This window comes from Halomonas faecis, assembly GCF_010993975.1.
In the GTDB taxonomy this organism is placed as follows: domain Bacteria; phylum Pseudomonadota; class Gammaproteobacteria; order Pseudomonadales; family Halomonadaceae; genus Halomonas; species Halomonas faecis.
On the sequence record NZ_JAACZO010000011.1, the window covers coordinates 302,443 to 326,785 of the forward strand.

Annotated in this window: 20 protein-coding genes; 4 read left to right on the plus strand and 16 right to left on the minus strand. The window is 61.2% G+C overall.

Annotated features, from left to right (window positions below; translation table 11 throughout):
• The first annotated feature begins 346 nt into the window (after positions 1-346).
• Positions 347-1,258: an ABC transporter substrate-binding protein gene (locus GFD32_RS06890; RefSeq protein WP_163575819.1), complete on the plus strand. Its 912-nt coding sequence runs from the start codon at positions 347-349 to the stop codon at positions 1,256-1,258.
• Here the strand turns inward: GFD32_RS06890 and GFD32_RS06895 are convergent.
• From GFD32_RS06895 to GFD32_RS06945, 11 genes are all read right to left on the minus strand, one after another.
• Positions 1,243-2,913 carry a multidrug ABC transporter permease/ATP-binding protein gene (locus GFD32_RS06895; RefSeq protein WP_163575820.1) on the minus strand — a complete coding sequence of 557 codons (1,671 nt, stop codon included), beginning with the start codon at positions 2,911-2,913 and terminating at the stop codon, positions 1,243-1,245. The two genes, GFD32_RS06890 and GFD32_RS06895, sit on opposite strands and share 16 nt — an antisense overlap.
• 30 nt (positions 2,914-2,943) lie before the next feature.
• Positions 2,944-3,723 (minus strand): siderophore-iron reductase FhuF, encoded by a 780-nt coding sequence (gene fhuF, locus GFD32_RS06900; RefSeq protein WP_163575821.1) that lies wholly within the window; start codon positions 3,721-3,723, stop codon positions 2,944-2,946.
• A gap of 45 nt (positions 3,724-3,768) precedes the next feature.
• Positions 3,769-5,754, minus strand: coding sequence for a Fe(3+)-hydroxamate ABC transporter permease FhuB (gene fhuB / locus GFD32_RS06905; protein ID WP_163575822.1), 1,986 nt, complete (start codon positions 5,752-5,754; stop codon positions 3,769-3,771).
• A 114-nt stretch (positions 5,755-5,868) separates the two neighbouring features.
• A complete protein-coding gene (locus GFD32_RS06910; protein ID WP_163575823.1) occupies positions 5,869-6,852 on the minus strand; it encodes an ABC transporter substrate-binding protein in 984 nt (327 codons plus the stop codon).
• Between the two features lie 43 nt (positions 6,853-6,895).
• Entirely contained in the window at positions 6,896-9,319 is a 2,424-nt protein-coding gene (locus GFD32_RS06915) for a TonB-dependent siderophore receptor (protein WP_240455562.1), read from the minus strand.
• 101 nt (positions 9,320-9,420) lie between these two features.
• The gene (locus GFD32_RS06920; RefSeq protein ID WP_163575825.1) at positions 9,421-10,404 is read right to left on the minus strand and encodes a FecR domain-containing protein; all 984 of its coding nucleotides are present in this window, start codon (positions 10,402-10,404) and stop codon (positions 9,421-9,423) included.
• Positions 10,401-10,925, minus strand: coding sequence for a sigma-70 family RNA polymerase sigma factor (locus tag GFD32_RS06925; RefSeq protein ID WP_163575826.1), 525 nt, complete (start codon positions 10,923-10,925; stop codon positions 10,401-10,403). Before GFD32_RS06925 ends, GFD32_RS06920 begins: the two co-directional genes overlap by 4 nt.
• Before the next feature lie 105 nt (positions 10,926-11,030).
• The gene (locus tag GFD32_RS06930) at positions 11,031-11,882 is read right to left on the minus strand and encodes an alpha/beta hydrolase (protein ID WP_163575827.1); all 852 of its coding nucleotides are present in this window, start codon (positions 11,880-11,882) and stop codon (positions 11,031-11,033) included.
• A gap of 74 nt (positions 11,883-11,956) precedes the next feature.
• Positions 11,957-14,353 carry a TonB-dependent siderophore receptor gene (locus GFD32_RS06935; protein WP_240455563.1) on the minus strand — a complete coding sequence of 799 codons (2,397 nt, stop codon included), beginning with the start codon at positions 14,351-14,353 and terminating at the stop codon, positions 11,957-11,959.
• 95 nt (positions 14,354-14,448) lie between these two features.
• Positions 14,449-15,462 carry a FecR domain-containing protein gene (locus tag GFD32_RS06940; RefSeq protein WP_163575828.1) on the minus strand — a complete coding sequence of 338 codons (1,014 nt, stop codon included), beginning with the start codon at positions 15,460-15,462 and terminating at the stop codon, positions 14,449-14,451.
• 1 nt (position 15,463) lies between these two features.
• Positions 15,464-16,015 (minus strand): sigma-70 family RNA polymerase sigma factor, encoded by a 552-nt coding sequence (locus tag GFD32_RS06945; RefSeq protein ID WP_163575829.1) that lies wholly within the window; start codon positions 16,013-16,015, stop codon positions 15,464-15,466.
• A gap of 156 nt (positions 16,016-16,171) precedes the next feature.
• On the opposite strand from GFD32_RS06945, the gene GFD32_RS06950 reads away from it, so the two are divergent.
• Positions 16,172-16,576, plus strand: a complete 405-nt coding sequence (locus tag GFD32_RS06950; protein WP_163575830.1) for a hypothetical protein — start codon at positions 16,172-16,174, stop codon at positions 16,574-16,576.
• 93 nt (positions 16,577-16,669) lie between these two features.
• The gene (locus GFD32_RS06955) at positions 16,670-17,437 is read left to right on the plus strand and encodes an ABC transporter ATP-binding protein (protein WP_163575831.1); all 768 of its coding nucleotides are present in this window, start codon (positions 16,670-16,672) and stop codon (positions 17,435-17,437) included.
• 113 nt (positions 17,438-17,550) lie between these two features.
• Here GFD32_RS06955 and GFD32_RS06960 read toward each other — a convergent pair whose 3' ends face one another.
• From GFD32_RS06960 to nrdH, 5 genes are read right to left on the minus strand one after another with little or no spacing between them, the layout of a single operon-like run.
• Complete coding sequence (locus GFD32_RS06960) at positions 17,551-17,982, minus strand: NUDIX hydrolase (RefSeq protein WP_163575832.1); 432 nt, start codon at positions 17,980-17,982, stop codon at positions 17,551-17,553.
• A 4-nt stretch (positions 17,983-17,986) separates the two neighbouring features.
• The gene (nrdF, locus tag GFD32_RS06965) at positions 17,987-18,973 is read right to left on the minus strand and encodes a class 1b ribonucleoside-diphosphate reductase subunit beta (protein ID WP_163575833.1); all 987 of its coding nucleotides are present in this window, start codon (positions 18,971-18,973) and stop codon (positions 17,987-17,989) included.
• A 58-nt stretch (positions 18,974-19,031) separates the two neighbouring features.
• The gene (gene nrdE / locus GFD32_RS06970; protein WP_163575834.1) at positions 19,032-21,164 is read right to left on the minus strand and encodes a class 1b ribonucleoside-diphosphate reductase subunit alpha; all 2,133 of its coding nucleotides are present in this window, start codon (positions 21,162-21,164) and stop codon (positions 19,032-19,034) included.
• A gap of 17 nt (positions 21,165-21,181) precedes the next feature.
• Positions 21,182-21,610, minus strand: a complete 429-nt coding sequence (gene nrdI / locus GFD32_RS06975; protein WP_089684671.1) for a class Ib ribonucleoside-diphosphate reductase assembly flavoprotein NrdI — start codon at positions 21,608-21,610, stop codon at positions 21,182-21,184.
• A gap of 8 nt (positions 21,611-21,618) precedes the next feature.
• Complete coding sequence (nrdH, locus tag GFD32_RS06980) at positions 21,619-21,840, minus strand: glutaredoxin-like protein NrdH (RefSeq protein ID WP_089684221.1); 222 nt, start codon at positions 21,838-21,840, stop codon at positions 21,619-21,621.
• Between the two features lie 339 nt (positions 21,841-22,179).
• Between nrdH and GFD32_RS06985 the strand changes: the two genes are divergently transcribed.
• The gene (locus GFD32_RS06985; protein ID WP_163575835.1) at positions 22,180-24,318 is read left to right on the plus strand and encodes a TonB-dependent receptor; all 2,139 of its coding nucleotides are present in this window, start codon (positions 22,180-22,182) and stop codon (positions 24,316-24,318) included.
• Positions 24,319-24,343: the final 25 nt, after the last annotated feature.

Below are 24,343 nucleotides of genomic sequence, written 5' to 3' on the forward strand. Positions count from 1 at the left end.
CGCCACATGGCGGTTTGGCCATTGATTCGATAAACAATATGGATTATCATTAACATCCATGACTCAAGCACAGGCGGTACCTCCTTGAGCGTGATGGCTAGCTAACGGCTTACTGTTTCAGCGGCACCCCATGGATGCCGCTTTTTTCATGCTACGACACGAATCGCATGGATAGAGCGCCGCCCCGCCCAGCACCGCATGGACAGCAACGCCAATGCAGTGCAATAATGCAAAACGACATTATTATCAACGGTTTTTCTTGGCCGCACTCATCGAGCCACCCCCTAGAGTGCCCTCAAACGCCCAGACACTGGGCCTTTCACCGTCTATGGCCTCGCCCGAGAACATGCCAGCCATCCATCACCGCTTGTCGCCTTTCATCCGCCTACCACTGGCGCTGCTGACGCTAACGTTCTGTTTATCCGCCAAGGCGACTGCGGCAAACGATATCGCCAGCATCGACTGGACCTTGGCCGAAACCCTCGTCGCACTCGACCAGCCGCCGACCGCCGTTGCCCAGGTGAGCGACTATCACGACTGGGTCGGTGAACCGCGCCTCCCCGATGACGTGACCGACCTGGGGCTGCGTTCCCAGCCCAACATGGAGCGTCTCGCCAAGCTGTCGCCACAGCGCGTTCTGATTTCACCGATGTTCAGCCATCTGGCCCCGAGACTGGAGCAGATCGCGCCGGTGGAAACCTTCTCTCTCTACCGCCCTGGCCAGGATACCTGGACGGAAATGCTCGACCTGACTCGTGCTCTGGGCGAGCTGGTGGAGCGTCCGGACGCTGCCGAGGCTCTGATCGCTTCCACCGAATCGCGCCTGGAAACGCTGAGCGAGCGGTTGCCGGATGACTCTCAACCGCTACTGATCGTCCAATTCATGGATGCACGCCACGTGCGGGTATTCGGCGAGAATGGGCTGTTCCAGGCCGTGATGGACCGATTGGGGCTGGAAAATGCCTGGCAGGAAGAAACCAATGCCTGGGGATTCAGTCTCGTCGGCCTCGAGCGGCTGGTCGAACTCGACGCGCAACTCGTGGTGGTGGAGCCCTACCCCACCGGCGTCGAGGAAAAACTCCGCCACAGCGCCTTGTGGCAGCATCAAACCAGCATGCGAGACGACGCCTTGATCACCATTCCACCCACGTGGAGCTTCGGTGCCCTACCCTCGGCACGACGCTTTGCCGAACTCATCGTTCCTGCACTGGTACGCTCCGAGCAGAGTCGCCACACCCGCCATCACACGGACTCCTGACGACCGACACGCGCCACCGCATCACGGCTGGCGACCTTGCGCTCCTCCCCTGTCAGCTCGTAAAGACGCCCCTCGCGCATTTCCAGCAGGCGGTCGGCCTGGTCGAAGTAGTGATCGTCGTGACTGATCACCACCAGCGTCTTGCCCAGTGCCCGCAGACGCGGCAGCAGTTGGCGATAGAAGATGCGCCGGAACTGTGGATCCTGGTCGGCGGCCCACTCATCGAGCAACACCAGATCGCGCTGCTCAGCGACCATCAACAACATTGCCAAACGCTTGCGCTGCCCTTGGGAAAGGCTGACGTTGGTCACGCGATCGTCGTCGAAGTCCAGCTTATGCTGCATCTCCAACTCGGTGAGCCACTCATCCACCAAGGCAGCATCCGGCGACTCTCCGGCAGGGCCGATCAATCGATCGAAGAGATGGAAATCGGTATAAATAGCCGAGAAGTGCTGGCGATACGTCGCCCAGTCCGCCCCCTGCAACGGCCTGCCATCGACCCGAATGCTTCCCGCCTGGGGATGATAGAGCCCGGTGAGTAGCCGTGCCAGCGTCGACTTGCCACTGCCGTTGCCGCCTATCAAAAACACCACCTCGCCCCGCCGCAGGGTCAGATCGAGGGGCCCTACCGAAAAACCCGGCCGCGCCTCCTCATCGGGGTAGCGATAAGATACCCCTTCCAGGGCGATCTCCTGCCAGGCGTGACGTCTCGAGTCGCTATCGAACGTTTCTCGATAATCGGCCAGCGACAGCGAGTTCAGTTTGTCGAAGGCCACACGCGCATTGATCAGCGTCGGCACGGCACCCACGGCCTGCATCAGAGGAGCCCTGAGAAATAGCAACGTGAGTGAAAAGGTGGTCGCTACCTGTGCGGATGCCCAGCCCAGACCGTTGGCCAGAAAGAACACCACGCCGATGGCACCCAACATCATGATGTTGAACCAGTTGACCGCGCTGAGGTGGTAGGTATCGCCGCGAATGAAATGATGCCGGCACTCCGCAGCATTGGCTGTGTAAACGTCGCGATACAGCCACTCGGCCCGGTGGCGATTGAGCGCCAGTTCCTTGCGCCCTTCGATGACCGACTGATAATCCGCGTAAAGACGATCCTGGACATCGCGCAGCTTGGCCATATGCTCATAAACCCGGGCAACCAAGCGCACCCCAATCAGGATAGTGACGATGACCCACAGCGCCGTTACGCCCAACATGGCGGGCGAAAGCCAGGCCAGATAAAGCGTCGCCCCCACTGTCAGCACCCCGCCCTGAACCAGTTCCGGCAAGCGTATGAAAGCGACGGTAACCGAACTCACGTCGGTGGACAGGCTTGCGAGCAGGCGCGCACTTCCGATCCGCTCGACACGCTCGATATCGGTATCCATGATGCGCTTGATCAGCTGTCCACGTAGACGGTAAACGAAGTAATGCCCCAGGGTGGTCAGGGCCAACTGCGAGGCCAGAGTCACCATCAGTAGCAACACAATCAAGCCGAGGAACAGCGGCAATATCCGCCAGGGATCGGCAAACGCATCGAGCAACCGCTGGTTGATGAAGGCGATCACGCCAACCCCAAGGCCGGCGCTCGCCAGGCTGAGCACGATCACACCGACGAAGGCCCAGCGATAATCACGCCAAACGATTCTGAACAGCTCCATGGAGCCTGCCTCCTTGCAAAAGTCGGGCGCTCAACAACGACCCTTGGCCGGGCGATTCTCAGGCTTCAGCGGGCAACCGCCACACAGCGGCTCATCGGGCATGCGATACTTCACGCAGCACAGGCGTCGGACTCGAACTGGCGTTTCGCCGCCCAGGTCGAGATAGCGCACCGGACGATAGAGGGGATTGCGGCGCCCGTCCGGCAGGGTACGCAGTTCGAGATAGTGCAGCAGTGGTTCGCCGGAACCTGCAAAGGCGGGGTGTCGCGAACAGGTACGTCCGGCATATTCCACATAGTGACCGAGATTGCTCCAGAACACCTTGGGCGAAAGCCCGGACAGCGCAGCCAGGGCCTCGATGAGTGGCGCGCAGTGCTCATCGAACAGCGCCGTGAAGCGCACCTGCGGTGCCAACGACGCTAACGGCCGCCCACCATCGCGTAGCCACAACCGCACCGTCCCCCCTTTCTCGCCCACCTCCACCCGCATATCGCCCAGAGCCACCGGCAACTCGACGCCCAGCAGCAGATTGGCCACCAGTGCAGGAATCGATACCGTGGCCAAGTGATATTTCGACCAGATGGAGACTGCCGCCTTGCGGTCGGCGCCCTCACCGAAAGAGGCCGAGAACCGGCTCAAGGCGTCATCGAGCGCTTCCCGATCGAGTAGCGTCGATCCCGACAGAGTCGGCACCTCGGGACTGCCGAAGCCCGGCGCCTTCAGATTATCCAGGGGCGGCTGACGATAGAGCGCCAGCAGCGCCTCGGCCGGATCGTTCAAACCGTCGAAACGTTCCGCCACTTGCGTCATTGGCTGTCTCCTCTCTCGCTGACGGCCTACGCGCCGCATTTGCCGTCACAGCCGGCGCAGCCCCCACATGAAATAAGCACCGCCGATCAGCGAGGCCACCAAACCGGCGGGTATCTCATAGGGGAAGATGATCTGACGCCCCACCCAGTCGGCCAGCACCATCAGCAGCATGCCCACCAGCGCCGCCCCCAGCAGATGATGGTGAGCCCGCGACAGGCCCAGCAGCCTGGCCATGTGCGGCGCCAGCAGCCCAATGAAGGAAAGCGGGCCCACCACCAGAGTGGCGCAGGCGGTCAGCAACGCCACGAGCAACAGCAACACCAGGCGTGCCCGGTTGAGGCCAACCCCCAGAGCGCGGGTGGTGGCCGCCCCCAGCGGCAGGATGTCCAGCCAGCGGGTCAGCGGTAGCGTGCACAGCGCCAGCAGTGCCGCCAGCGTGCCCACCACCACGGCGCTGGTGAGGTCGACGTAATAGGTGGAGCCCGCCAGCCAGGCGATGACCTGTTGGCCACGCGGGTCGCCCCCCGCCAGCATCACGCTGCGCACCGCATCGAACAATGCACTGACCGCCACCCCGGTGAGCAGCAAGCGCTCGGGAACGAAACCGCTATGACGATTGAGCGCCACCAGGATCAGCAAGGTGGCGAAAGCCCCAAGCGTACCAACGCCGACCAGCATGCCGCTGGTCGGCGCCGGCAGCAGGAAGATGCCCAGGATCAGCGCAATGGCACAACCACCGCTAATGCCCAACACTTCGGGACTGGCCATGGGGTTGGCGGAAAGACGCTGAAGCAAGGTGCCGGCCACCGCCAGCATCAACCCGCTGGCCGCCGCCGCCAACACCCGTGGCACTCGCCACTGCATGACGCTCCAGTCATCCGGCGAGAGCCAGTACCAGCCATCCACCCCCTGCCCCAGCAGAAGGCCCAACCCGACCGCCAGCAACAGGCCGATGGCCAGCCGCGTCGCCAAGCGGCTCGGTTCCGGGTGGCGGTTGGCCAGCACGGTAGCCGGTTGAGGCGCCCGATTGCCCTGCAGCTTCAGCCGCGGAATCAGCCACATCAGCAGTGGCGCCCCCAGGGCCCCCGTTACCGCACCAGTCGGAATCAGCGTCGGCAGCACGCCCGTAACGTTCTGCAGCAACAGGTCGGTAGTCGCCAGCAGCACCGCCCCCAGCAGCGTTCCCCAAAACAGCCGCTCGCCGAGGCGCCGCGCACCGGCGATGCGCACGATGTTGGGTGCCGCCAGGCCGATGAAGCCGATGATGCCCACCACACTGACGATGCTGGCGGTGATGAACACCGCCAGTCCCATACCGGCGAAGCGCAGATACTTGAGCGACACGCCGAGGCTCTTGGCGCTGGCGTCATCCAGCTCCAGCACCGCCAGGGGGCGCAAGAGGAACCAGGCCAAGACCGCGCCGATGACCAGCCGTGGCCACAGCGTCGCCACGCCGTCCCAGCCGTTCTGGGCCAAGGAGCCGGCGCCCCAGATCAGCAGGCCCGACAGCGACTCGTGATTGAACAGCAATAGAGCGGTGGCCAGCGCCCCCAGGTAGAGGTTGACGACCAGCCCGGCCAGCACCACCACGATGGGCGCGAGCCCACGCCGCCAGGCCAGCATGAACACCAGCCCCACCGCTAGCCCGCCGCCGGCCAGCGCGACCCATTCACGCCCGAACACCAACAATCCGGGCGCCAGCAGGGTCGATGCCATCAGGGCAAGATTGGCACCCGAGGCCACACCCAGGGTCGTGGGCGAAGCCAACGGATTGCGCAGCACCTGCTGCATCAGCACGCCGGCCAGCGCCAGCCCTCCCCCGGCCAACAGCGCCACGGCCAAGCGCGGCCACCAGGCATAGTGAAGCAGCAGTTGATCGACGTCTTCGAACGACGGCAACACCAGCGCCTTCAATCCCAGCGTCAAGCCGCCCTGCGCCTCCAGGCCGAGCCAGAACAGCAGCAGCAATGGCAGACTCAACAGCCAGCAGGCGAGCGCTGGCGAGCCTGCCCGCATTGCCTGTCCCATCATGCTCGGCTCTCCCTGGACCCATGCATCGTTGTGCTCTGCAGCGTCCTAGCGTCGGTCATGTTCCATTCCTTTTGGCGGTCGCATATCGGAAAGACCGATTCTAAATGAAAACGATTAGCGATGAAATTCACAGTCTTGGCATCCGCCTGTCTGGGGCTCGGCGGACCGAACGCCACCGGCCGACAGGCCGTCGACCAGGGACTCGGCAAAACGCATGGCCGAGGGCAGCCCGCCCGCCAACCAGAACGACGAAGGCAGGACGACGACCCTTCCCTGCTCGATGCTGGGTACGCGGCTCCAGATGACGCTGTTCTCGAGACGGTCTTCGATGCCTACCGGAAAAGCGCCTGGAATGATCACCAGCATCGCATCGGGAAATTCGAACAACGTCTTGATCTGAATCACGGCATATCCCCAGTCATTAGTAGCTTCCTGCCAGGCATTTTTCAGATCCAATTGATCCAACACCGCCTGAAACAGGCTGTTCTTTCCGTATACTCGCAAGTGCCGTTCATCCAACAGTTGAACGACCATCAGCGGCTGGACACTGTCGAGTCGGCCGGAAAGTGAAGCCAAGCGTTTTTCCGCATCATCTATCAACGTCTTCGCCTCACGCTCTTTATCCACTATGCGTCCTAGCGCTTTCGTGAAAGCGATAAGTCCATTCCAGGTGTCACCTGGCTTTCCCTGGTATGGGTAGGAATCCAGCAGAATTCCATTGGAGATGCCATGCAAACGGCGCCTGTAGGGCCGATGCCGTGGCGGTAGCAAGGCGAATTCTGGCATCAACAGGCCAAGCAACTCGAGATTCGGCAGTGTTTGTACCCCCAGATCGATGATGTGCGCATCGAGGTAGTTTTCTGCAGTCCAGCGATGAAACGCCTCGATGTTTCCCATAGCCACGGGAGAGACTTCGAGAGCCAGCAGAGTCTCGGCGATGGTCCAGTCGAAGGTGGCGACCGGGGACGGTACTACGGCCTGGCCCGGCATCGACAGGCTACCCAAGGCCAGGCAGATGACCGCCCGGATACCAACGAGCAGACGCCGGGCGCGCTGCCCAGAGGGACACGCCCGGCCAATAGGGAAAATGGCCAACATCCTTGCCTCCACGGCGAAACCGGAACGATGCTTCAACCACCACTCAGTAGCGATACTGCATGGTCAAGGTAAAATGGCGCGGCTCGCCAAAGTAGTTATGCTTGGTGCTACCGCGTACGGTCGAATAGTAGGTCTTATCGGTCAGGTTCTCACCGTTTAGGGCGAAGTCGAGGTGTTCACTGACTCGGTATCCCACCATTGCCGATAGCGTCGTATACCCGCCCTGTTCGAGACGGAAATCGGCACTATCGGCGTAAATTCCACTGGCCGTGTTAACCCCGGCCCCGACCCGCCAGCCGCGGTTGGGATCATCGCTGAACCGGTAGCGGGTCCAGAGGTTGAAATTGTGCCGAGGCGTATCCGGTGACAGCGTCAGATTTTCGGCGCTGTCGTCCTTCACGTACTCGGTACGGGTAAAGGCGTAGCCGGCGGAAACATCCCAACGTGGCAGGGGGCTACCGCTGATCTCTAACTCAACGCCTTGACTCCTGGCCACGCCGACCGGGATCGAGAAACCAGGGTTATCGGGGTCGCTATAGGCTCGGTTGCGATCTTCGATCCGGAAAACAGCAGCATGCCAGTTAAAGGCACCATCGCCATGCCCACCCTTGATCCCCAGCTCGATCTGCTCGCCCTCACGGGGCTCGAGAGGCTCGTTGTCGACGCTCACCGCTCTCTGCGGCTGAAAGATGCCGGTATAACTGGAGTAGAGATTGAGAGAATCGTTCAATCGATAGATCAACCCAAGATACGGGGTAAACTCAGTGCCACTGTCCCCGGATGACTCGCCGCCCAGAAAGTTGTCCGTCTCCCACCAGGTCACTCGCCCGCCGAGAGCGAGGGTGAAGGCATCAACCGGGCTGAAGCGGACCTGGCCGAGTGTCGCGTACTGCTCGGAGTTGAGCTGTGTCCTGCCCGGGGAAGCGAATTCGGATGGCTCGGAAGTCTCATGATCGGGATCAAACAGATTGTTCGGTAGGATATAGGGCACCCCGACGGCCCACTGGTTGCTCAGCTCGTTGCTCTGATAGGTCGCACCGAGAACGACCTCATGCAAGCGGCCGAAAAGTTCAAAGGGAGTTTGTAGCTGGGCTTCGAAGTAGTCGTCGTCTTTCTCCAAATCCCAGCGGATCTGGCGGACTGCAAAATCCCCGGTGTCTGGGTCGGCGGTCAAAACACCCTCGCTGCTCTTCTTCAAACTGGCATCACGCGCGACCCGGTTGGCCTTGATGGTGACCTCACCGCCGTTTTCGAGACGATGCTCCAGCTCGACGAAGTAGCGCTGGGCGTCACCCTTCTGGCGATCCCAGAGCGAACCGAGGAAAGTCGAGCGATCGACGTAGGCCAGTCGCCCGTCGCTGAAGGCAGGCATGCCGGAATGTGGTCGAAATTCTTCCTCCTGAAGGGTTACACCAAGAGACAATGTGGTGTCTGAAGTAATGTCGTACTCCAAAGTGCCGTAGCCGATCTGGTTATCCAAATAAACATGATCGATGAAGGAATCGCGATCGTCGTAGACACCAACCAGACGACCGCGCAACCGCCCCTCATCATCCAAGGCTCCGGTGACATCGACAACGCCGCGGTAGGCGCTTTCGGACCCTGCCGACACGACCAATGAGGCCTGGGGGCTGGCCAAGGCCCGCTTGCGTGCCAGGTTGATGGCACCGCTGGGTTCGCCGGCGCCATAGAGAATACCGGCCGGGCCTCGCAGCACCTCGATACGGTCGAAAAGTGCCGTATCGAAGAGGCCGCTGCTTTCCCAGGCACTCCCCGAATCCTGGATGGGGCTGCCATCGATCAGGAAGGAACCGATATCGTAACCACGCGCCTTCACCTCGTACTGATTCGGCCCGTAGTCCCGCACGACCACACCGGTAGTATTACGCATGGCATCGGCGAGGGTGGTGAGGTTTTGATCATCCAGGCGCTGACGAGTGATGACGCTCACCGACTGGGGAGTCTCCTTGAGCGAACGCTCAGTCAGCCCCATACTGGCCCGGCTCGACGTGTAGGAATCGGTATTTTCCGTTATGAGGTTTCGTTGACGTTCGCCTGTCACCTCGAGGGGGCTCAGTTCGATTTCTGCCGTATCCGGCACTACCTCCAACCGATAGCTGCCATCGGCACGGCGCACTGGGGCGAGGCCGGTGCCGGCCAATAGCCGTTGCAGCCCCTCCTCCACACCATAGCTGCCTTGAAGACCGGCGGTTTGCTTGCCGGCGGTCAGCGTGGCATCGAAGGCGATCTCGATGTCGGCCATGACGGCAAAACGGTTGAGGGCCGTGTCGAGCTGCCCGGCTGCGATGGAATAGCTTTGCTGGGTAGTCGCGCCCTGCCCTGCCGCGTCCTGCGCCAGCACAGTCGCTGGCAGGCCAACGGCCAGGCTACCGGCCAGCAGACTGCATTGAATGGCTCGTGCCAGAGGCGTTCGTATGAAGCGTGAATGCGCTTTCTGTGTGGACATGAAGGTTCCCGTTGAGTGATGCATTTTTCTGTGTCTGCACCCACTCTTCCGAACGAGAACGAGAATCCCTCAATCTTCAATGAGAATTTTTCCGCCCCGCTTCAGCCCTGGCCTCGAGGTTGAATGGTGACCCACAGCGGCGTGCGGTAGACCACCTGCAGGGACAGCGCATCGGCGAGGCTGGCGAGGGCTCGATCGGTATCGCGCAGCGAGAACACGCCGCTCACCCGCAGGTCGGCCACTTCGGGGGCATAGCGCACCACCCCGTGGCGGTAACGCGCCAGTATCTCCACCATTTCGGCGACCCGCAGGCTTTCGGCCACCAACCGGCCCTCGAAACGTGCCAGCCGGGCGGTATCCAGAGGTTCGGGCGGCGTCACCCCATCGGCGTTCATGGCGGCTTGCTGGCCAGCATCCAGCGTCACCCGTTCGGCATCGGCGCGCCGCTCCAACGCCACGCGCCCGTCGTAGACGGCCACCTGCGTGCTATCGGCCCGCTGGTGAACGCTGAACCGGGTACCGATCGGAAAGGAGGCCCCCTGCCGGGTCACCACGCTGAAGGGACGGCCGTCCGCGACTTTTCCAGTGGTAACCAACACTTCGCCCCTCAGGAGATGGATGCGCCGTCGGTCGGCATCGAAGCTCACATCGAGGGCGGTGTCGGTATCCAGGCGCAGCCGGGTGCCGTCGCTCAGCGTTACCTCGCGGCTCTCGCCGATGCCGGTGGCGTGCTCGGCGAACTGCCGCTGCCACTGGGGCGTACGCGAAAGCCCGAACCCGAGTCCACCCAGCAGCATGGCCAGGCCGCCCCACTGCAGCAGGCCCCGACGCGAAACCTCGCGAGAAGACGAGAAGAGCTCGCTGCGCGCGGCATGACTCGGCAGCAAGGCCAGCCGACCGTCGATGGCCTGCAGCTGCTGCCAGGCACGTTCATGCTCCGGCGATTCGCGCCGCCAGCGCAGGCAGGCTTGGCGCTGCTCTTCGCTGACATCGTCGCTCCATAGCCGGGCCATCCACAGGCTGGCCTGTTCCAGCACGACGGAGTCGAGGGACTCTCTGGCAGAATCGTCGGAAGTGCGGCTCATGACGAAGGCTCACTCATGGCACGGTGGCAGACCAGCAACGCCCTGGCGATGTACTTCTCTACCGAAGAGACCGACACATTCAGCGCTGCGGCGATCTCTCGATAGCTCATACCGTCCAGGCGGCACATCAGGAACGCCCGGCGCGGCTTGTCGGGCAGCCCATGGAGCAGCGCATCGATCTCGATCAGTGCCTCGATGGTGAGCGCCTGCTCCTCCGGTGAAGGCGCCTGGGGCTCCGGAAGCAGGCTCAAGGTTTCCAGGTAGGCTGCCTCGATGCGTCGACGACGGTAGAGGTCGATCACCAGTCCCTTGGCGATCTGCGTCAGGAAGCGGCGCGACTGCCCGGGCTCGGGCGCTTCACCCCGGCGCAGTACGCGTAGGTAGGTATCGTGGGCCAGGTCCGCCGCGGTATGGGAGCAACCCAGCCGGGCGCTCAGCCAGCGTCTCAGCCAGCCATGATGCTCGTTGTAGAGGGTATCGAAAGCCGTGCCTCGTCCCTGCGGTTGCTTGAGAGTGCCCATGACTCACCGAATCGCTTGTTGTCATTTCCGCTGGCAAGGGCAGCAGCGACCGTACAGAAGCGACAATAAATGATAACGATTAGCATCACAAGGATTCATCTTGAGTCATCTCCGTCGTGCTGACAGCACCTCCTTCAATACGCGGGACTCTATCTGGTACGGCACCGACATGTGATTGCTATTGGTTTCTACATGGACACTGCTTCGCATCCCCCATGCCGATAGCGGCTGCAAACGTTGCTGGAGCGACCGAGCATCTTGTCTCACCTGCGGAGAGTCCCGTTCCGCCAGAATAAAAGCCAGGCTCTTATAGGTGGCATCGACACCGCCCTCCTCGACGCTTTCCCGGAACGCACGCTCTGGCTCCAGAAGGTACTGGTCCTGCCACCAGAGGCTCGGGCTGACTGCGACTACATGATCGAACGTCTCCGGACGCGTGAAGAACGCGTAGACGGCAAACATGCCCCCAAAGGAATGGCCAAACAAGCCTTGCCGGTCCGAATCCACCGTGAAGCGATCGGCTACGGCAGACATGACCCGCCTCTCAAGAAAATCAAGAAATTCATCTTGACCGCCTTGTGGCGGATCCGAAGGTTGTTCTGAAACGGGAGGCGAAAAATCGTAGGACCTCCTCAAAAAGTTGAGCGGCTCTTCTCCTGGATAACCGATGCCAACGATTATCGCATTCCGGAACCGCTCCTGAGATCGCTTGGCAGAATGAAACGAGGCAAAGTACGCATTGCCATCCAACACATAGAGAACCGGGTAGCCTCCCGAGCTCGGCATGTCCCCTTCGGGACAGCTGATCATGATACGATACGTTTTGCCCCGATCATCCTTCATTTTCCATTCTACCGTTCCCGACAATGCCACCGGCTGACTGCCTTCCATGGCATAGCTACTATCCATGAACAGCCAACCGAGAAAGGCAGCAACCAACATCACGAACACTCTCATAACGGCACTCTTTTCGATGAATCCATCATAGACATTCCCTATTATTCACGAATGATTCATTACGATCAGTGAAGTTACCACCGGTAACCGATGCTTCCGATCACCGCTCTACCAGCTCCACGATAACAATAGACAGCATCGCAGACGATGTTTCGTTCGTCCGTCAAGTTCTTGACGTTCAGTCCCAACTCCACCCCTTCCAGGGAACCACTAAACTGATAGTTCGCTCCAATACCAATCTCGGTATAGCCCTCGTTTTTCTCGGTATTGACGCTATTGGCATAACTGCTTCCCACGTAGCGAACTCCACCGGAGACTCCCAAACCACGAAGTGAACCACTAACAACGGTGTAATCCATCCACAGAGAGGCCAGGTGGCGCGGGACCAGAGTGGGCGTATTGCCTTCATCACCGTCGTTGCTCTCGGTAACTTTCGCATCGTTAAAGGAATAGCTAGCAGTCGCCTCGAGACCGTCGATGACCTCTGTAGTCAGCTCAATCTCGATTCCCTTCGATGTTTCCTCCCCTTTCTGCACGCTGAATGCGGTTCCGGGCAGCGATGTCAGGGTATTGTCTTGCACCAGATTGTAGACAGAGGCGGTCAACATCGTTCGGCTGCCAGGCGGCTGATACTTGATGCCGAGCTCGACTTGCTCACCTTCCGTCGGCTCGAAGTTCTTGCCATCGGCACCAGTGCCACTCTGAGGCAGAAACGACTGAGCATAACTAATATAAGGCGCCAAGCCAGAATCAAAAAGGTAAAGCACCCCAAGCTGCCCCGTGGTCTGATGACTTTCACTCTTGCTTTTTTCCTGAGTCAGGTTATTCATGGTTTCTGACTCGACCCAGTCGCGGCGCAAACCGGCCGAGAGCCGCCACCGTCCCATGCTGATCTGGTCATTCAGGTAGACGCCAGTGCGATGAGAAGTACCGTGTTGATCGGTCAGCACGGTATCAGGGCGAGAGATATTCTGCCGATAATCGGGATTTCGCTTATCGATGGATGGTGCGGCTCCCATCGCATACTCGACATCGAAATCCAGATAGGAATAGTCGATCCCCGCCAACAGGGAATGCTCCAGCACGCCCGTATCGAACTCTGATACCAAACGAGTGTCGGTAGTAACGGAGTCCATGTTTTCATAAACCCCCCAAGCGGTTCGGTCGAGAACGCTTCCATTTCCCGTCGAACTCGCCGATGTGTACTGATTGGTCGTATCCGTCATGCCATAGCGCAGAGTATTGTGAAAACGGATGGCATCGTTGAAACGGTGCTCGAATTCGTAACCGAGCAATGCCTGCTGTTGATCCAGCTTGTCGAAATCCTCGTCGCCGGACCAGAACTCGGTGAGAACGTCACCAGCCTGGTACGGCCGCGGAGATCCGGCGGTTTCACGATCCTGATACTGTGCCAGGACCGTCAAATCGGTACGTTCATCCAGCTTCCAGCTCAGTGAAGGCGCCAGCAATGCGACATCGTTAGTCACCTGTTCGATATCGGTATCGGCATTGCGTACGACACCCACTAGGCGATAAAGCACGCTCCCGCTCTCATTCAGTGCCCCTCCGACATCGAACTGACCTTGCACATGATCATTGTTTCCATACTGCAGCTCGACCTGTTCCACTGCCTTTTCACTGGGACGCTTGCTCACTCGGTTGACCATTCCACCAGGACTGATCTGTCCGTATAGCACCGAAGAAGGCCCCTTGAGGATCTCGATACGCTCGAGAGCGAAGGGATCGCTAGCAAAATACGAGAGCCATCCACTATTTGGCTGACGCATACCATCGAGATAGTCGGCATTCGAGGTGGCGGCATAGCCGCGAATCCTGATCTGATCAAATCGCGGATCCAGTCCCGAACCGCCGACACTGACGCCTGAGGAATAAGCCACGGCCTCTTCCACGGATATCGCCTTTCGATCATTGATCTGCTCGGAAGTCACCACGCTGATGCTGCGCGGTGTCTCTAGTATCGGCGTATCGGTCTTGGTGGCAGTGGCGCTACGCGTGGCAACGTACCCCTCCACCGGCCCCCATGCCGATTCGCGTACCCGATCGGCTTCCACGTTGAGCGTCGGTAGTTCGAACTGGCTCGAGGCTACCAGGCGATAACTGCCATTGTTTCCCCGTTCAGCCGCAAGCCCCGTACCCGCCAATAGCCGCTGCAGCCCCTCATCCACGTCATAGCGCCCCTGCAGGCCTGGGCTACGGCGCCCTTCCCCGAGTTCGCCGGCACCGCTGATCAGGATGCCCGACTGGGCGGCAAACCGGTTGAGCGCCGTGCCGACAGGGCAAGCCGGAATATCGTACTGGCGCACTTGCGACTGGCTCGTCGGCTGGGCGATGGCCGCGGCCGGCCATAACGGCTGTACGATCACCCCCGCCGCTGCAAGGTGAATGGCCAGTGCCAGCATTCGCGGGCGGGCACGCCGTCGCGGTTGGGTATCGGAATGGTGAAGCATCATATGGATCGGTTCCCCTTGCTGCCGTTTTCGTGAGCTCGTACTCAGGAATCGAACCAGCCGGCAAAAAGGGAACCGGGCATGCGACATTTTTCTGTCTAGGGGGTCTCGATCGGCTCGATCCTGATCCAGCCGGGCAGCACGCGACGGGCGCGCACTGACAGCGCGCTTTCGACCATGCTCAGGGTACGTTCCAGGTCGTGCAGGGGGTAGACGCCCAGCAGGGTCAAGTCGGCAACGGCCGGGTCGACCTGAATCACCGATAGATGATGTGCGTCGAGCTGAGCGGCGAACCGGTCGAGCGGCATCGACTCCGCCAGTAAGAGTCCGTCGACCCAAGCGGCACGTGCGCCCTCTGCCGCCGTTGGCGTGCCGATGTCGCGCGCGCTGTAGGCCACCTGCTGCCCTGCCTGCACGACCACCGGCGAAGCAGCGGTCTCGTCTCTTTCATGGGGCTGGAGCGTCACCGCGCCCTCGAAGACGGCGAGCAGTTCGTCGCCGGTACGCTGCCGAACGCTGAAGCGAGTCCCCAATGGAGTCAGCCGGGCCTGCGTGGTATCGAGATGCAGGGGCCGCTCGGGATCCCTGGCGGTATCCACCAACACTTCTCCGCTCACCAGCACCAGCCGGCGCTGCGCGTCGTCATAGTCGACGTCGAGTGCCGACGCGCTGTTCAGCCAGACCTGGGTACCGTCTTCCAGCACGATGCGTGCGACTTCACCGGTGCCGGTACGATGATCGGCTCCCCAGCGCTGTGCCATCTGCGGCAGCGGCGTGATCTGCCACAGCGCCCCCGCCAGTACCGCAATCAGCGCCAGGCCGGCCAATCCGCCCAGCAGATGCCGCCGACCGCGGCGCCGCTGGCGAGCCTGACCGATGACGCCGGCGGCGGTCTGGCGCTCCGGTTCTTCCAACTGCCCGGTGAAGCGTCGGCCGACGGCTTCCATCTGCTGCCAGGCCCAGCGGTGGGTGTCGCTGGCCTCGAGCCATGCCTGCCAGCGCTCTCTCTGAGTGGGGGAGAACTCCTCAGCCTGCCACTCGGCAAACCAGTCGGCCGCCTCTGCCAGCGCTCGGCGCTTGGCCGTGTCCTCTGAACAGGCGCTGCGGACCATGTCAGAGACCCGCCTCGAATCCCGCCTCGATCAGCGCGCACTGCAGCATGGCCTGGGCCATGTACTTCTTCACCATACGTTCGGAAACGCCCAGTTCCACGGCGATCTGTCGATAGGGCTTGCCTTGCAGCTGAGACCCCAGAAAGGCAGTGGCCACCTTCTCGGGAAGCCGCTCCAGCATGCGGTCGATCTCGCACAACGTCTCGATGACGATCTGCTCGTGCTCGACGGAAGGCAGGCGAGCCTCGCCATGAACGGCCAGGGTTTCCTGCCAGGCGCGTTCGATGTCGAGCCGACGCCAGTGATCCACGCACAACCCCTTGGCCATGCGGCTGAGGTAGGCGCGCGCCCCTTCGTCACTGTCGAAGCGGCGAGGCGTGTTGAGCAGCCGCAGGAAGGCATCCTGGGCCAGGTCGGCCGCCGTATCGCCGCAACCCAGCCGACCGCGCAGCAAGCCCTGCAGCCATGGGTGGTGCTGCCGGTAGAGCTGACCGAGGGAGCTTCGGCTGCCAGTGTGATACACAATGGGCGCGTCCGTCCGGGATGCCGTCATGAGGGAGTCCGCGTCTCTCGCAGCAAATAATAATGATTCTTTTTAAAAAGCAAGCGACTGTCAACGTCTCGTTCGTTTCGCTTCGAGGCATTTGACATCTCAACGTACACCATGCACAATGAAAATCAATCTCATTGAGATTAGTCATGGTGCCCTATGAACACGGAACGCTCCCAGCTCTATTACAATTGCGTCTTCCTGCACGTCTCCTTTCAGGCGATTCAGCACTCCATGGCAGGCAAGAAGAACGACTCGCTGCCGTGTTGGCTCGACACCAACCTGATCGGGATGCTGTCGCGGGAGTTGCACAACTGCCGTGAACAGGCAGCGCCTTTCGCCGATACCCGGGATGCCCTCGACACGGCCATCTATCACTGCGGCCTACTGCTCGCCCAGTGCCCGGGCTCGCTCGATAGCCAGCTCTGTCACCATCACCTCGACGCCATCATGGCGCCTCTCAAGGAAGCCATGACGCGACTCTCGGGCAACGTCAACCGTGCTTCCGCCAGTACTGCGCCATCACCCGGCCAACGCCTGCGCAGCTGGCTGGGGTGGCAATGACGTACTGAGGGTTGCCAAAGGCTCACTCGGTAGATAAGAACAACGATTCTCGTTTACCCTATAGGCATCGACACTCCGTGCAAGGAACCCAGCATGTTCGAGGTCAAGGGCGCTACCTTTGAGGTCAACGACACCTGTCTGCTCCATCCGGTGGAACACCGCTTCCAGGAAGGCAAGATCTACGGATTGATCGGCCACAACGGCTCCGGGAAATCGACTCTGATCAAACTGCTCGCTCAGCAACAGCCAGTGAGCCAAGGGAAAATACTGCTCGACGAACGCTCGTTGAACGATTGGGGGCAGCGCGAGTTCGCTCGCCGAGTCGCTTATCTGCCGCAGCATTTGCCCAGTGCCGAGAACCTGACCGGGCGCGAGCTGATCGGCTTCGGCCGCTATCCCTGGCACGGCCTGCTGGGTCGCCATACGCCCGAAGACACGGCAGCCGTCGAACGAGCCATCCAACTCAGCCATACTCAAGACTTCGCCGACCGTCTGGTAGACACCCTCTCCGGCGGCGAACGCCAGCGTGTATGGCTGGCCATGCTGCTGGCCCAGGAGAGCCAGTTCCTGCTGCTCGACGAACCGCTGGCCGCGCTGGATATCTCCCATCAAATGGAAGTGCTGGCACTGATCCGCAAGCTGTGCGACGAGTTGAAGCTGTGCGTGATCATCGTGTTGCACGACATCAACATGGCCTCACGCTACTGCGACGAACTGCTCGCGCTTCACACTGGCCGAGTGCTGGCCCACGGTTCCCCTAAGGAAATGATGACCGACGCCACCCTGGAGGCCATCTACGGTCTGCCCATGCAGGTCATGCCCCACCCCAACGGCGAGCATCGTATCGCTGTGGCGTGCTAGGCCTTTGAACGCCAGGGATTCCACCCCACCCTTGCCGAGCCTACCGCGTCACCCAGGAGTCCACGAGTCCGGCTCTGAGCTTCTGGCGTATCCAGCGATCCCATGCCTGGCAATCAGCCCAAGCCGTGCAGAAGCAGATCCTGCGTCAATGGCGCCAAAGTCAATCGTAGCGCTTCGCGTCGTTCGACCCAACGTATCTCAGCGATCTCCGCCGCCGCCGCGACACGCTCATCGGTCACCAGTCGAAACAGGTGGGCCTCCACCTCATGATGCGGCTCATTGGCAGCGGGAGCGCGGCGAACGCCGCACTCCGTCAACTGATCGGGTTGGACCCGAAGCCCCAGTTCTTCCTCGAGTTCACGACAGAGTGCCGATTCCGCTGCTTCACTGGCCTCCATCTTGCCCCCCGGCTGCATGAAGAAACGGGTATGCCGCTTACGCACCAGAAGCCATCGCTGTCGTGGGTCGAGCACCACGGCAGCAGCGATGCGGATCAACCGTGGCGCATCGATATCGTCGGATACGATCGTTCGTCCCTTTTTCATGCTGTCAGAACGCCCAATCCTCGTCCTCGGTGGCTACCGCACGCCCGATGACGTAGGACGAACCGGAGCCCGAGAAGAAGTCGTGGTTCTCGTCGGCACTCGGCGATAGCGCGGCCATGATGGTGGGATCGACGTCCGTGACGCTGGCCGGGAACAGCGACTCGAAACCCAAGTTCATCAGCGCCTTGTTAGCGTTGTAGTGGAGAAACTTCTTGACGTCTTCGGTCAGCCCCACGTCGTCGTAGAGCGACTCAGTATACTTGACCTCGTTGTCGTAGAGCTCCAGCAGCAATTCGAAGGCGTATTCCTTGACTGCCGCCTGCCGCTCCGCCGAGGCCTCAGCCAGAGCCTGCTGGAACTTGTAGCCAATGTAGTAGCCGTGCACCGCCTCGTCGCGGATGATCAGACGAATGAGATCGGCGGTATTGGTCAGCTTGGCATGGCTCGACCAGTACATCGGCAGATAGAAGCCGGAGTAGAACAAAAACGACTCGAGGAACACGCTGGCGACCTTGCGCATCAGCGGGTCGTCGGCGCGATAGCGCTCCAGGATCAGCTCCGACTTGGCCTGCAGAGTCGGGTTCTCCTCGCTCCAGCGGAAGGCGTCGTCGACGTCACGGGTAGCGCACAGCGTGGAGAAAATCGAGCTGTAGGAGCGCGCGTGCACCGCTTCCATGAAGGCGATGTTGGCATAGACCGCCTCTTCGTGGGGCGTGCGCGCATCGGGCATCAGCGCCGGGGCACCGACACTGCTCTGGATGGTGTCGAGCAGCGTCAGGCCGGTGAAGACGCGGATGGTCAGCTGCTGCTCCTGGTGCGTGAGGGTGTTCCACGACTGGATGTCGTTGGACAGCGGCACCTTCTCCGGCAGCCAGAAGTTACTGGTCAGGCGGTTCCACACCTCCAGGTCCTTGTCGTCCTGGAGGCGGTTCCAGTTGATGGCATCGACCCGCGAGAGGCGCGGCGCCGTGCCCTGTGCTACGTGTGTCATATCTCAATCTCGTGTTGGAAGAGGCAAGGCCTCATCTCGCCGCAGGCTGGTCATGCCACTAGAGGCTGCAGGAAACGCAGCCCTCTACTTCGGTGCCTTCCAGGGCGCTTTGGCGCAGGCGTACGTAGTAGAGCGTCTTGATGCCCTTGCGCCAGGCGTAGATCTGCGCCTTGTTGATGTCGCGCGTGGTGGCGGTGTCCGGGAAGAACAGCGTCAGCGAGAGTCCCTGGTCGACGTGCTGCGAGGCCTCGGCGTAGGTATCGATGATCGCCTCCGGCCCGATTTCGTAGGCATCCCGGTAGTACTCGAGGTTGTCGTCGTCGAGAAACGGCGCCGGATAGTAGACGCGCCCCAGCTTGCCTTCCTTGCGGATCTCGATCTTGGCGGCCACCGGATGAATGCTCGACGTCGAGTGGTTGATGTAGGAGATCGAGCCGGTCGGCGGCACCGCCTGCAGGTTGCGGTTGTAGAGCCCGTGAGCCCTCACCGATGCCTTGAGCGAGCGCCAGTCGTCCTGGCTGGGAATGGCAATGCCGGATCGCTCGAACAGCGCCCGAACCTTCTCGGTACGCGGCTGCCAGGCGCGCTCGGTGTACTTGTCGAAGAAGGCACCATTGGCATAGTCGGAATCGGCGAAACCGGCGAAGCTCTCTCCGCGCTCCATGGCCAGCCGGTTGGAGGCGCGCAGGGCATGATAGGCCACGCAGTAGAAGTAGAAGTTGGTGAAGTCCAACCCCTCCTCCGATCCATAGTGGATGCGCTCGCGTGCCAGGAAGCCGTGGAGGTTCATCTGCCCCAGGCCGATGGCTCGCGAGCGCGCGTTGCCATTGGCCACGGATGGCACCGAGCGGATCTCGGTCATCTCCGCCACGGCGGTGAGGCCGCGCACCGCGATGTCGACGCTGGTGCCGATGTCGCCGGAGTCCATCACCTTGGCGATGTTCATGGAGCCCAGGTTGCAGGAAATGTCTTCACCGATTTCACGATAGCCCAGGTCGTCATCGTAGCGACTCGAGGTGTTGACCTGCAGAATCTCCGAACACAGATTGCTCATGTTGACGCGACCGGCGATCGGGTTGGCGCGATTCACGTTGTCCTCGAACATCACGTAGGGGTAGCCGGACTCGAACTGCACCTCGGCCAGGGTCTGGAAGAAGGCGCGTGCGTCGATTTTGCTCTTGCGAATGCGCCCGTCGGCCACCATCTCGTGATACTTCTCGGTCACGCTGATGTCGCCGAACGGCACGCCGTAGACGCGCTCGACGTCGTAGGGCGAAAACAGGTACATCGCCTCGTTGCGCTTGGCCAGCTCGAAGGTGATGTCGGGAATGGTCACGCCCAGCGACAGCGTCTTGATGCGGATCTTCTCGTCGGCATTCTCGCGCTTGGTGTCGAGGAAGCGCAGGATGTCCGGATGGTGCGCATTGAGATAAACGGCGCCGGCGCCCTGGCGCGCGCCCAGCTGGTTGGCGTAGGAGAAGGCGTCCTCGAGCAGTTTCATGATCGGGATGATGCCCGACGACTGATTCTCGATGTGCTTGATCGGCGCCCCTACCTCGCGGATGTTGCTGAGCAGCAGCGCTACGCCGCCTCCACGCTTGGAGAGCTGCAGCGCCGAGTTGATGGCGCGGCCGATGGACTCCATGTTGTCTTCGATGCGCAGCAGAAAGCACGACACCAGTTCGCCCCGCTGTCGCTTGCCACAGTTGAGAAAGGTCGGCGTGGCGGGCTGGAAACGCCCACTGACGATCTCGTCGACCAGAGCGCGAGCCAGCGCTTCGTTACCGCATGCCAAGGTCAGAGCCACCATGCAGACGCGGTCTTCGTAGCGCTCCAGGTAGCGCTTGCCGTCGAAGGTCTTGAGCGTGTAGCTCGTATAGTATTTGAAAGCGCCGAGAAAGCTGGGAAAACGAAACTTGTAAGCGTAGGCCTGTTCGAAAAGCGCCTTGATGAATCCGGCATCGTATGGGGCCAGTACTTCGGCCTCGTAGTAATCCTCCTCGACCAGGTAATCGAGCTTCTCTTCCAACGAGTGGAAGAATACCGTGTTCTGGTTGACGTGCTGCAGGAAGTACTGGCGCGCCGCTTCGCGATCCTTTTCCAGCTGCAGCTCGCCGCTCGGGCCATACAGATTGAGCATGGCATTGAGGGCGTGATAGTCCAGCGTACGCCCCGCACTTTTGGCCGACATCTCACGGTTCGGTTCGGCTAGGCTTGTCGTTTCCAAAACTCTGTCACTCCCTTGCGGACCCGGGCCACGTCGTCATCGGTGCCCAGCAGTTCGAATCGATACAGAAAAGGCACGCCGCACTTGTCGGCGACGATGCGCCCAGCCAGCCCGAAGGCGGCCCCGAAGTTGGTGTTGCCGGCGGCGATCACCCCACGGATCAGGGCGCGGTTCGTCTCGTCGTTGAGAAAGCGAATGACCGGCCCTGGCACCGCCCCCTTTTCGCTGCCACCGCCATAGGTCGGTACCACCAGGATGTAGGGCCGGCTGGCGCGCAGCGGCTCGGCATCGCGCTCCAGCGGAATTCGCCGAGCCGGCAACTCGAGCTTCTCCACGAAGCGCCGGGTATTGCCCGATCGGGTCGAGAAGTAGACCAATTCGCCATGCTCGGTCGGGTGTTCCAGCGGCATCGCGAGCGTCACGCCAACTCCTGGATGCGATCCGGGCGAAAGCCCGACCAGTGCTCCTCGCCAGCAACCACCACCGGCAATTGCCGGTAGCCCAGTTCCTCCACGGTACGACGTGCCGCAGGGTCGTCATCGATATCCAGGACACGGTAAACGAGCCCCTGGCGATCCAGCGCCCGGTAAGTCGCAGAACATTGCACACAGGCCGGACGGCTGTAGACATGAACTTCCATCGCTCTCTCCTCCATCACTTTCGTCCTTTTCCTGCAAGGCGGGCATGACGCACAACAGCCAATGCACACCATATATTGTGTCGTAATAGGGTAAGATACCCACATATGGTCCTGTCAAGGAGAAAACGCGAAGTCACCATGAAGATCATCGATACGCATTGGCGTACCGGCCGGGCACTGGCCGCTGTCGCACGGAACCGGCGAGCCTTGCCAGACGTTGCCAACGCCACGCTTGAAAAGTATAATGCGAATCCTTATCATTAATTGCGCATCCCACAACCAATCCCCGCGGCGTCCGGCCAAGCACCGGTGCCCATGCATCCAAGGGAATCGCATTCAATGCCCTACCGACAGAACCCGGTCGTCAAGTGCCTGCCCCTTCTGTTCTGCTCCACGCTGCCCACCCTGGCCCTCGCCCAGACCGACAACGAAGGACCGGCAGCCTCCGACGACCTCTCTCCGCTGGTGATCACCGCAACTCGCAATCGGAGCAACGAAGGCGAGACCCCGCAGAAGGTCACCGTCATCACGCGCGAGCAGATCGAGCAGCAGTTGGCGATCACCCAAGACCCCGGCCAGGTGCTCAGCAACCTGATCCCTTCCTACTCGCCCAGCCGCCAGAAGCTTTCCAATGCCGGCGAGACTTTCCGCGGGCGTAAACCGCTATTCCTGGTCGATGGCGTCCCTCAGTCCAATCCCCTGCGCGACAGCAGTCGCGACAGCTACACCATCGACCTCTCCATGGTCGAGCGCATCGAGGTGATCCATGGCGCCAGCGCCGAGCACGGCCTGGGCGCCACCGGCGGCATCATCAACTACGTGACCAAACGACCCGATGGCGCCGGCGTGCACCAGAATGCCGGCGTCAGTCTGACCAGCGACGACGACTTCGAGTCGGAAGGCTTCGGCCACAAGCTGGACTACCACCTCAGCGGCCAGACCGGCGACTGGGACTATGTGCTGGCCGCCAGCCGCCAGAAACGCGGCGTCTTCTACGACGGCAACGATGAGATCGTCGGTATCGCCTATCCCGGCGAGATCCAGAACTCCACCAGCTACGACCTGCTGGCCAAGGCAGGCTACTGGATCGACGACGATCAGAATGTCGAGATATCGGTCAACCGCTTCGACCTGGAGAGCGACGGCGACTACGTTCCCGTGCTCGGCGACCGCGACGCCGGTATTGCCACCACCGCACGCAAGGGCGACCCGGATGGCGACCCGGGATACAACGAAGTGACCACCGCCAGACTCTCCTACTCCCACGATGACTGGCTGGGCAATGAGCTGGACGCCCAGCTCTACGGCCAGCGTTTTCGCGCCCAATTTGCCACCACGCCCTATGGTTCATTCCCCTACCAGGATAGTGCCGGCAACACGCTCTACGACCAGACACGCAACGAGTCCGACAAGCTCGGTGCCAAGTTGACCCTGTCCCGAGATGGACTGCTGAACGACCGCCTGACCCTGACCACCGGTCTCGACCTGCTGCAGGACGATACCCGCCAGATGCTCGTCCACACTGGACGAACCTACGTGCCGGAAACCCGCTTCCGCAACGTGGCGACCTTTCTACAGGGCGACATCGCTGCCACCGACGCCTTGACCCTGCACGCCGGGGTCCGCCATGAGCAGGCCGAGCTGAACGTCGACGACTTCTCGACCGTGGATCGCAGCACGACCGTCGAAAACGATCTCGTCTCCGTGGACGGCGGTAGCCCCGACTTCGACGAGACCCTGTTCAACGCCGGTATCGTCTACCAGGCGACCGGCTGGGCCCAGCTCTACGCCAACTACTCGGAAGGCTTCGGCATGCCCGACGTGGGCCGGGTACTGCGCGGCATCAGCTCCCCCGGACAGGACATCGACTCCCTGCTCCAATTGCAGCCGATCGTGACCGACAACCGCGAGATCGGCGCACGCTTCGACTGGAAGCGCTATGGCCTCAAGCTGAGCTATTACGAGTCGAACTCGGACTACGGCGAGCGTCTCGCCTTCGAAAACGGCACCTGGGTCGGCAACCGCGAGAAAACCGAGATCCAGGGTTTCGAGGTCACCGGCGAAGCCCGGTTGAACGAGGCCCACCAACTGCGGCTCACCTATACCCACGCCGAGGGCGAATCGGATACCGATGGCGATGGTAGCGTCGACACCGAACTGACCGGCATGAACATCGCTCCCGACACTCTCAAACTGGCATGGAGTGCAGCCTGGGGCGAAAAGCTCTCATCTCATCTGCAATACAGCCACTATTTCGAGCGAAGCGTCGACGATCCCGAGCTCGAATTCGACGGTCATGGACTGGTCGATGCCTCCCTGACCTACCATCTGCCCTGGGGCCGGATGTCATTCGGCATCGAGAACCTGACAGACGAAGATTACTTCACCTATTACTCCCAGGCGGCACGGAACAGTGACGAGTACTACTTCAAGGGGCGCGGACGAACGCTGACCCTCGGCTACCAGCTCGATTTCTGATCACCGCTTCGGTTGGAGTCTCGCT

Excerpts from the sequence above, each read along its gene's own strand:
- GFD32_RS06890 (WP_163575819.1), top strand. The coding sequence starts at position 347 with ATGCCAGCCATCCATCACCGCTTGTCGCCTTTCATCCGCCTACCACTG.
- GFD32_RS06895 (WP_163575820.1), bottom strand. The coding sequence starts at position 2,913 with ATGGAGCTGTTCAGAATCGTTTGGCGTGATTATCGCTGGGCCTTCGTC.
- fhuF (WP_163575821.1), bottom strand. The coding sequence starts at position 3,723 with ATGACGCAAGTGGCGGAACGTTTCGACGGTTTGAACGATCCGGCCGAG.
- fhuB (WP_163575822.1), bottom strand. The coding sequence starts at position 5,754 with ATGATGGGACAGGCAATGCGGGCAGGCTCGCCAGCGCTCGCCTGCTGG.
- GFD32_RS06910 (WP_163575823.1), bottom strand. The coding sequence starts at position 6,852 with ATGTTGGCCATTTTCCCTATTGGCCGGGCGTGTCCCTCTGGGCAGCGC.
- GFD32_RS06915 (WP_240455562.1), bottom strand. The coding sequence starts at position 9,319 with ATGTCCACACAGAAAGCGCATTCACGCTTCATACGAACGCCTCTGGCA.
- GFD32_RS06920 (WP_163575825.1), bottom strand. The coding sequence starts at position 10,404 with ATGAGCCGCACTTCCGACGATTCTGCCAGAGAGTCCCTCGACTCCGTC.
- GFD32_RS06925 (WP_163575826.1), bottom strand. The coding sequence starts at position 10,925 with ATGGGCACTCTCAAGCAACCGCAGGGACGAGGCACGGCTTTCGATACC.
- GFD32_RS06930 (WP_163575827.1), bottom strand. The coding sequence starts at position 11,882 with ATGAGAGTGTTCGTGATGTTGGTTGCTGCCTTTCTCGGTTGGCTGTTC.
- GFD32_RS06935 (WP_240455563.1), bottom strand. The coding sequence starts at position 14,353 with ATGATGCTTCACCATTCCGATACCCAACCGCGACGGCGTGCCCGCCCG.
- GFD32_RS06940 (WP_163575828.1), bottom strand. The coding sequence starts at position 15,462 with ATGGTCCGCAGCGCCTGTTCAGAGGACACGGCCAAGCGCCGAGCGCTG.
- GFD32_RS06945 (WP_163575829.1), bottom strand. The coding sequence starts at position 16,015 with ATGACGGCATCCCGGACGGACGCGCCCATTGTGTATCACACTGGCAGC.
- GFD32_RS06950 (WP_163575830.1), top strand. The coding sequence starts at position 16,172 with ATGAACACGGAACGCTCCCAGCTCTATTACAATTGCGTCTTCCTGCAC.
- GFD32_RS06955 (WP_163575831.1), top strand. The coding sequence starts at position 16,670 with ATGTTCGAGGTCAAGGGCGCTACCTTTGAGGTCAACGACACCTGTCTG.
- GFD32_RS06960 (WP_163575832.1), bottom strand. The coding sequence starts at position 17,982 with ATGAAAAAGGGACGAACGATCGTATCCGACGATATCGATGCGCCACGG.
- nrdF (WP_163575833.1), bottom strand. The coding sequence starts at position 18,973 with ATGACACACGTAGCACAGGGCACGGCGCCGCGCCTCTCGCGGGTCGAT.
- nrdE (WP_163575834.1), bottom strand. The coding sequence starts at position 21,164 with ATGTCGGCCAAAAGTGCGGGGCGTACGCTGGACTATCACGCCCTCAAT.
- nrdI (WP_089684671.1), bottom strand. The coding sequence starts at position 21,610 with ATGCCGCTGGAACACCCGACCGAGCATGGCGAATTGGTCTACTTCTCG.
- nrdH (WP_089684221.1), bottom strand. The coding sequence starts at position 21,840 with ATGGAAGTTCATGTCTACAGCCGTCCGGCCTGTGTGCAATGTTCTGCG.
- GFD32_RS06985 (WP_163575835.1), top strand. The coding sequence starts at position 22,180 with ATGCCCTACCGACAGAACCCGGTCGTCAAGTGCCTGCCCCTTCTGTTC.